General features: G+C 72.2%; 6 protein-coding genes. 5 read left to right on the top strand and 1 reads right to left on the bottom strand.

Going from position 1 to position 8,225, the window contains the following annotated elements:
* The 4 genes from infB to rpsO form a co-directional block, all read left to right on the top strand.
* The coding region (infB, locus tag E2C05_RS25520) for a translation initiation factor IF-2 (protein WP_133222462.1) at nucleotides 1-2,039 on the top strand (2,039 nt) is incomplete at its 5' end.
* 178 nt (nucleotides 2,040-2,217) lie between these two features.
* Nucleotides 2,218-2,637: a 30S ribosome-binding factor RbfA gene (gene rbfA, locus E2C05_RS25515; RefSeq protein ID WP_133222461.1), complete on the top strand. Its 420-nt coding sequence runs from the start codon at nucleotides 2,218-2,220 to the stop codon at nucleotides 2,635-2,637.
* 236 nt (nucleotides 2,638-2,873) lie between these two features.
* Nucleotides 2,874-3,836: a tRNA pseudouridine(55) synthase TruB gene (gene truB / locus E2C05_RS25510; RefSeq protein WP_133222460.1), complete on the top strand. Its 963-nt coding sequence runs from the start codon at nucleotides 2,874-2,876 to the stop codon at nucleotides 3,834-3,836.
* A gap of 48 nt (nucleotides 3,837-3,884) precedes the next feature.
* Nucleotides 3,885-4,157, top strand: coding sequence for a 30S ribosomal protein S15 (rpsO, locus tag E2C05_RS25505; RefSeq protein ID WP_133222459.1), 273 nt, complete (start codon nucleotides 3,885-3,887; stop codon nucleotides 4,155-4,157).
* Nucleotides 4,158-4,973: 816 nt separating this feature from the next.
* On the opposite strand, the gene E2C05_RS25500 is transcribed toward rpsO, so the two are convergent.
* A complete protein-coding gene (locus E2C05_RS25500) occupies nucleotides 4,974-5,405 on the bottom strand; it encodes a BLUF domain-containing protein (RefSeq protein ID WP_133222458.1) in 432 nt (143 codons plus the stop codon).
* Between the two features lie 606 nt (nucleotides 5,406-6,011).
* Between E2C05_RS25500 and pnp the strand changes: the two genes are divergently transcribed.
* Nucleotides 6,012-8,225, top strand: a 2,214-nt coding sequence (gene pnp, locus E2C05_RS25495; RefSeq protein ID WP_133222457.1) for a polyribonucleotide nucleotidyltransferase, incomplete at its 3' end; no start/stop codon positions are given.

Here is an 8,225-nt window from a genome sequence, read left to right as displayed (position 1 = left end):
GGCTGTCGCTGCGCCCGCGCACGGCCGAGGAGGAGGACGACGCTCGCCGCACCGCCGCGCGCCGCGCCGGCGTTGCCGCGACGCCGGCCAAGAAGCCGGCGCTCGCGCCGGCCAAGAAGGGCCTGCCCGGCGCCGACCGGCGCGGCGGCCGGGTCGACGTGCAGGCGGCGATCGAGGGCGACGACGAGCGCAGCCGCTCCATCGCGTCCCTGCGCCGCGCGCGGGAGCGCGACCGCCGCCAGCAGGAGCTGGCGCGGCTGCGGTCCGGCCAGGAGAAGGTGACGCGCGACGTCATCATCCCCGAGGCGATCACGGTGCAGGAACTCGCCAACCGCATGGCCGCCCGCGGCGGCGAGGTGGTGAAGGCGCTGTTCCGCATGGGCGTGATGGCGACCCTGACCCAGACCATCGACGCCGACACGGCGGAGCTGGTGGTGCAGGAATTCGGCCACCGCATCCGCCGCGTCGCGGAATCCGACGTCGAGCAGGGGCTGGAAGGCGCCGTCGACGAGGAGACCGAGCTGCTGCCGCGGCCGCCGGTGGTCACCATCATGGGCCATGTCGACCACGGCAAGACCAGCCTGCTGGACGCGCTGCGCAAGGCCGATGTGGCGGCGCGCGAGGCCGGCGGCATCACCCAGCATATCGGCGCCTACCAGGTGCAGACGCCGGATGCCGGGAAGGTCACCTTCATCGACACGCCGGGCCACGCCGCCTTCACCGCCATGCGCAGCCGCGGCGCGCAGGTGACGGACATGGTGGTGCTGGTGGTGGCGGCCGATGACGGCGTGATGCCGCAGACGGTCGAGGCGATCAACCACGCCAAGGCGGCCAACGTGCCGATCATCGTGGCGGTCAACAAGATCGACAAGGAAGGCGTCCGCCCCGAGCGCGTGAAGCAGGAGCTGCTGCAGCACGAGATCGTGGTGGAGAGCCTGGGCGGCGAGACGCAGGAGGTCGAGGTCTCGGCCACGCAGAAGCTCAACCTCGACAAGCTGCTGGAGGCGATCCAGCTGCAGGCCGAGGTGCTGGACCTGCGCGCCAACCCGCACCGCGCGGCCGAGGGCACCGTGATCGAGAGCAAGCTCGACCGCGGCCGCGGCCCGCTGGCGACGGTGCTGGTGCAGAAGGGCACGCTGAAGCAGGGCGACATCGTCGTGGCCGGCGCCGAATGGGGCCGGGTGCGCGCGATGCTGGACGACAAGGGCCGCCAGCTGAAGGAGGCGCCGCCCTCCCTGCCGGTGGAGATCCTCGGCCTGTCCGGCGTGCCGGGCGCGGGCGAGAATTTCGTCGCCGTGCCGGACGAGACGCGGGCGCGCGAAATCTCCGAGTACCGGCAGCGGCGGGTGCGGGAGAAGGCCTCGGCCGCCGCCGGCGCCGCCCGTGGCACGCTGACCGACATGCTGGCCCGCATCCAGGCGGGCGAGCAGAAGGAGGTGGCGGTCGTCGTCAAGGCCGATGTCCAGGGCAGCGCCGAGGCGATCGGCGTGGTGCTGGGCAGGCTGGGCAACGAGGAGGTGCGGGTCCGCGTGCTGCACAGCGCGGTGGGCCAGATCACCGAGTCCGACATCCAGCTGGCCAAGGCGTCCAACGCCGTGATCGTCGCCTTCAACGTCCGCGCCACCACCCAGGCGCGGGAGATGGCGCAGCGCGACGGCGTCGACATCCGCTACTACTCGATCATCTACGAGGTGTCTGACGACATCGAGAAGATGTTCAAGTCGAAGCTGGCGCCGGTCGCGCGCGAGAACTTCCTGGGCTACGCGCAGATCCTGCAGGTCTTCGAGGTCAAGCGCGTCGGCAACGTCGCCGGCTGCCGCGTGACCGAGGGCGTGGTGAAGCGCGGCTGCGGCGTGCGCCTGCTGCGCGACGGCGTCGTCATCCACCAGGGCGAGCTCTCGACGCTCCGGCGGTTCAAGGACGACGTGAAGGAAGTGACCAACGGCTACGAGTGCGGCATGTCCTTCGCCAACTACAACGACATCCGCGTCGGCGACCAGATCGAGTGCTACGAGACGGAGATGGTGACGGCGGCCTAGCCGATGCCGTTCCATCGCGCCGGCGCAAAGGGTTGGCGTGGCGGCTTCGCGCCGGCGCGCCATGCCAGGACGGAGATGGTGACGGCGGCCTAGCCCACGCCATCCTCCGGCGTCGAACCGGGGCGCGGCGCCGCAGGGTGCCGCGCCCCTTTGCTTTCCTGAGAAGGGTTCCAGCCCCATGCCCAAGCCCCGCGGCCATCAGGCCGAAGGCCCGTCCCAGCGCCAGCTCCGCGTCGCGGAGGAGGTGCGCCATGCCCTGGCCGCGCTGTTCGAGCGGCGGGACTTCCGCGACCCGGACCTCGCCAACATCCATGTCACGGTGACGGAGGTCCGCGCCTCCCCCGACCTCAAGCACATGACCGCCTTCGTCAGCGGCCTGGGCAAGGACCTGCCGGAGCCGCAGTTCAAGGCGCTGCGCCGCGCCGCGCCCTTCCTGCGGACACAGGTGGCCAAGGCGGTGCGGCTGAAATACGCGCCCGACCTGCATTTCCAGCCGGACACCGCGCTGGACTACGCCATGCAGATCGACCGCGCGCTGCGCCAACCGGAGGTCGCGCGCGACCTGGTCCCGCGGCCGGCGGACGACGCCGAGGCCTGACGGCCGCCCGGCACGCGCCTGGCGGCCGGGCGTGCCTGCCCGCCCTGCCGGCCCGGGTAGCAGGTCGCGGGCCGGCGCCAGGGCCCCCGAGGCACGGCGCCGCGCCCCGATCGATGGTCCGGGGCGGGTGGCAGGTCGGCAAGGCCGCGCCATCCGCCCCGGGCGCCCCCATCCGCCGCCCCCTGTCCTCGGGCGGCGCCCCATCCCCTGCCAGAGTTCCGGAACCGCCCCGCCGCATGTCCCGCTTTCCCCGCCGCAAGCCCAAGGGCCAGCCGATCGATGGCTGGCTGATCGTCGACAAGCCCACCGGCATGGGCTCGACCGATGTCGTCAACCGCCTGAAGCGCCTGTTCGATGCGCAGAAATGCGGCCATGGCGGCACGCTGGACCCGCTGGCGACCGGCGTGCTGCCGATCGCCTTCGGCGCCGCCACCAAGACCGTCCCCTATGTGATGGACGGCACCAAGACCTACCGCTTCACCCTCCGCTTCGGGGATGCGCGGGACACCGACGACGCCGACGGGAAGACCATCGCCACCAGCGATTTCCGGCCCACCGATGCGCAGATCGAGGCCGCGCTGCCGGCCTTCCGCGGCGATATCATGCAGGTCCCGCCCATCTTCTCCGCCATCAAGGTGGCCGGGGAACGCGCCTATGACCTGGCGCGGGAAGGCCAAGTGGTCGAATTGCAGCCCCGCCCCGCCCGGGTGGACCGGTTCGACCTGGAAAGCCGGCCGGATGCCGACACCGCCATCTTCACCGTGCAGAGCGGCAAGGGGGTCTATATGCGTTCCCTGGCGCGCGACTTGGCGCGGGCCTGCGGCACGGTGGGGCATATCGCCGCCCTGCGCCGCATGCGGGTCGGCCCCTTCCACGAGGACGCCGCGATTCCCCTGGACAAGCTGGGCGGTTCGGGCGATACGCCGCCCCCTTCCCCGGACCTCCTGCTGCCCGTGGCGACCGCGCTGGCCGACATCCCGGCGCTGGCCCTCTCGGACGCGGAGGCCATGCGGCTGCATCAGGGCCAGGCGTTGAGCCTGGTCGCGCTGATGGGCCGCATTCCGGGCGACGCCAACCCCGATGGGGGCCTGGTGCGCGCCATGGCGGGGGGACGGTTCGTGGGGCTCTGCCGCCTGGACTCCGGCCTGATGGTGCCGGAACGCCTGGTGGCGCAGGAGGGCGCTGCGGCCGGCGGGTGAAGCATGCCGAAGGCCCGAACGGGTCCGGCCAAGACGGAGAACAACCCGATGTCGGCAGTTCCGGCGGCGCGCCGCCTCGAGATCATTTCCAAGTACCAGACCAAGCCGGGCGACACCGGTTCGCCGGAAGTGCAGGTCGCCCTGCTGTCCGAGCGGATCTCGGGCCTGACCGAGCACCTCAAGACCCATGCCAAGGACTTCCACAGCCGGCGCGGCCTGCTGGTGCTGGTCGGCCAGCGGCGTGGTCTGCTGGACTACCTGAAGAAGAAGGACCAGGGCCGCTACGAGCGGCTCATCGGCAGCCTCGGCCTGCGGCGCTAGACCAGATCCCGATCGGGTGGACTCACCTGATCGGGTAAAGATGCCTTTAGATTCAAAAGACTAGGGCGGTTGCCGTGCGCCATGGCGAACGGCGACCGCGCTAGCGCCGATGGCGGCGCGGCCCGAATGCCGCGCCGCGCGAGAGCGCCCGGCGATCGAGAGGCGGCGGCGGCGCAGCCTTCCGTCCCGGACGCGGCCCGCCGAGGCCGGGATCGGCGCCACGCATGGCTCGCTGCCCGGAGCAACGCCCCAGGGGGCTTGCCTGGTGCGGTGACCCCGCGGGCCGCCCTGCGGCGGATCTCGGCGCGGCAGGACCTTCGCGGAACCCCGTCCGGTTGCACCAGGGACAGGCGATAGCGACTTGCGCGCGCAGGCGAGCCACCCTCGACCGGCATGCGCCGCGGCGGAGATGCCGCGCGCCTGCCTTCGCGCCGCCTTCCCTTGGCCGGGACGGCCCATTTTCGGCATCGACCCCGCATGCCCTTCCCGCACCGCACGCCCTGGGCCGTCGGCGGCCTGGGGCGCCTGCGCGCTGTGATCGGCCGCCGGCGCCGGTCCGGCCCTGACCGCAGGCCCCCGGGGCCATGCCTTGGCCAGGGTGCCTGGACCGGCTCGACCGGCGCGATGCGCAAGGCCCGCCGGCCCCCGGGGCCGCGGATGGCCGGTGGCCGGGCGGGATGCCCGCCGCCCGGCCCTGGCGGCCGGATGACGCAGGGGGTTCGACACAGGGCGCCGGGGCCATCGCCCCAGGCCCGCCGGCTGCCGCCGGGGCGTCCCGCCCCGTGCCGGCCCGCCTGGCGCGTCAGCCCTGGCGCGTCAGCCCGGCTCGTTGACCGCGAGGTCGTCGATCAGCCGGCCGAGGAAGACCTCCGCCAGGTCGGCGCAGTCCTCCGGCATGGTGGCGAATTGCGCCGCGTCGTAGTGCAGGCTGTCCTTGCGGCCGGCATAGGTCATGGACCATTTGCCGAATTTCCGCTCCGTCACCGACCGCGCCGACAAGGTGGCGCAGTCGGCATGCCGCGGATCATGCTCGAGGTGGCGGTACAGCGCCTCGACCGCGTCCCGGGGGCCTTCCAGCACCTGGGCGAAGGTATCGCGGGAGACGAGCAGCGACCCGGTGATGCCCTTGGTCGGGTTGAAGCGGTGGGCGGCGGCCAGGATCTGGTCCACCTCCGCATCCAGCCGCTCCTCCGGGATCAGGTTGCGGCTGATGTAGAGAAGCTGGAGCAGCGGGGCCTCGGCGGTCATGGCGGTCCTCCGGAACGATATGCCCCGCTGGCCGGGCGCTGCGGGGCCGTCGGCTGGGCTGCCGGCGGGGCGCTACCCTGCGCTGCCGGGTTGAAGGACCGGTGAACGCCGCGCCAATCCGCCCGCCCTGGCCCGGCCGCGCCCCCGGCCGGGCCGCTTCGCCCCCCGGCGCCGGCAACACCGTGGAAACTCCCCTGGCAATTGCGGGCCGGCCGCGCCATACCTGCCCGCGGAAGGCAGGGGTCCGGCGGCGGGAGCCGCACGCCCCGCCCCAAACCGCCGCGCACGCGGCGGGCTGTCAGGACGGAGCCGGAGCATCCCCCGCAGGGACAAGGCGACGGCGTTTCCGGCAGCATGGAGGCCCGCGGCCGGCGGGCGCGGCGACCATCCCGGTGCCGCCATCCATGCTTCCCGAGACGCCGGGCCTGCCCGGAGCGGGCCACCGCTCCCCGGCCGAGACTGCCAACCCACCGCGTCGCATCCGGACCGGCGACGCCGCCAGGCGGCCGCATTGTCCGGTCCTGTAGCCGAGGCCGGCCGCGCCAGACGCGTCCGGCCCCCGGGGCCTTTGGCGCTTCCCGCCCGCCCCGACCGAAGGAAAGACGCATGTTCGAGAACTACTTCAAGAAGGATATCGCCTGGGGCGGCCAGCTGCTGACGCTGGAGACGGGCAAGGTCGCCCGCCAGGCGGACGGCGCGGTCATGGCCCGCCTCGGCGACACCATCGTGCTCTGCACCGTGGTCGGCGCCCGCGGCGTGAAGCCGGGCCAGGACTTCTTCCCGCTGACCGTGAACTACCAGGAGAAGGCCTTCGCCGCGGGCAAGATCCCGGGCGGCTTCTTCAAGCGCGAAGGCCGGCCGAGCGAGAACGAGACGCTCGTCTCCCGCCTCATCGACCGGCCGATCCGTCCGCTGTTCCCGGACGGCTTCCGGAACGAGGTGCAGGTCATCGCGACCGTCCTGTCGCATGACATGGAGAACGACCCCGACATGGTCGCGCTGGTCGGCTGCTCCGCCGCGCTGACCCTGTCCGGCATCCCCTTCTTCGGCCCGATCGGCGGCGCCCGCGTCGGCTATGTCGATGGCCAGTACGTCCTGAACCCGACCGCGGCGCAGCGGCAGCAGTCGCAGCTCGACCTTGTCGTCGCCGGCACCGCCGAGGGCGTGCTGATGGTCGAGTCCGAGGCGCATGAGCTGTCCGAGGACGTGATGCTTGGCGCCGTCGAGTTCGGCCACAAGGGCTTCCAGCCGGTGATCCAGGGGATCATCGAGCTGGCCGAGGTCGCCGCGAAGGAGCCCTGGGCGCTGCCCGAGCCGTCGGAGGCCGAGACGGCGCTGAAGGCCCGCATCGCCGAGCTGGGCCGGGCCGACATGGCCGAGGCCTACAAGGAAACCCAGAAGCTGGTCCGCCAGGGCAAGGTGGCCGAGGTCAAGAAGGCCGTGCTGGCGAAGCTGGCCGAGGAAGGCCATGACGCCGGCGCGGCCAAGGGCCTGCTGAAGGAGCTGGAGGCGGACGTGGTCCGCAACTCCATCCTCGACACCGGCCTGCGCATCGACGGGCGGGACACGAAGACCGTCCGGCCGATTACCGCCGAGGTCGGCGTGCTGCCGCGGGCGCATGGCTCCGCCCTGTTCACCCGCGGCGAGACGCAGGCCTTCTGCGTCGCCACGCTGGGCACCGGCCAGGACGAGCAGATCATCGACAGCCTCGCGGGCGAGTACCGCGAGCACTTCATGCTGCACTACAACTTCCCGCCCTACTCGGTGAACGAGACGGGCCGGATGGGCAGCCCCGGCCGGCGCGAGATCGGCCATGGCAAGCTGGCCTGGCGCGCGCTGCGGCCGCTGCTGCCGGAGAAGGAGAAGTTCCCCTACACGCTCCGCGTGGTCTCCGAGATCACCGAGAGCAACGGCTCCTCCTCCATGGCCACGGTCTGCGGCACGTCGCTGTCGCTGATGGATGCGGGCACGCCGCTGAAGCGCCCCTGCGCCGGCATCGCCATGGGCCTGATCAAGGAGGATCGCGGCTTCGCCGTGCTGTCCGACATCCTCGGCGACGAGGACCACCTGGGCGACATGGACTTCAAGGTGGCCGGGACCGAGCAGGGCATCACCGCCCTGCAGATGGACATCAAGATCACCTCCATCACCTTCGACATCATGCGCCAGGCGCTGGCGCAGGCGCGCGACGGCCGGATCCACATCCTCGGCGAGATGGCCAAGGGCCTGACCGGCGCCCGCGGCGACGTGGCGCAGAACGCGCCGCGCATCACCGTCATCTCCGTGCCGAAGGAGAAGATCCGCGACGTCATCGGGTCGGGCGGCAAGGTGATCCGCGAGATCACCGAGAGCACCGGCACCAAGGTGGACATCGAGGATGACGGCACCATCAAGGTCGCCGCCACCAGCACCGAAGCGGCGCAGAAGGCGATCGACTGGATCCGCGGCATCGTGGCGGAGCCCGAGGTCGGCGCGATTTACAACGGCAAGGTGGTGAAGACCGCCGAGTTCGGCGCCTTCGTGAACTTCCTCGGCGCCCGCGACGGCCTGGTGCACATCAGCGAACTGACCAATGACCGCGTCAACCGCACCACCGACGTGGTCAATGTCGGCGATGCGGTGAAGGTGAAGGTCCTGGGCTTCGACGACCGCGGCAAGGTGAAGCTGTCCATGCGGGTGGTGGACCAGGCCAGCGGCGCCGACATCACCGAGCAGGTCGGCGCCCGCCGGCCGCGCGAGGACCGCGAGGGCGGCGGCGGCGACGACCGCGGCCCGCGCCGCGACCGTGGCGACCGCCCGCCGCGGCGGGACCGGCACGAA

The organism is Paracraurococcus ruber (assembly GCF_004353985.1).
Lineage (GTDB): Bacteria > Pseudomonadota > Alphaproteobacteria > Acetobacterales > Acetobacteraceae > Paracraurococcus > Paracraurococcus ruber.
This window is presented reverse-complemented; position numbering and strand designations above follow the sequence as displayed.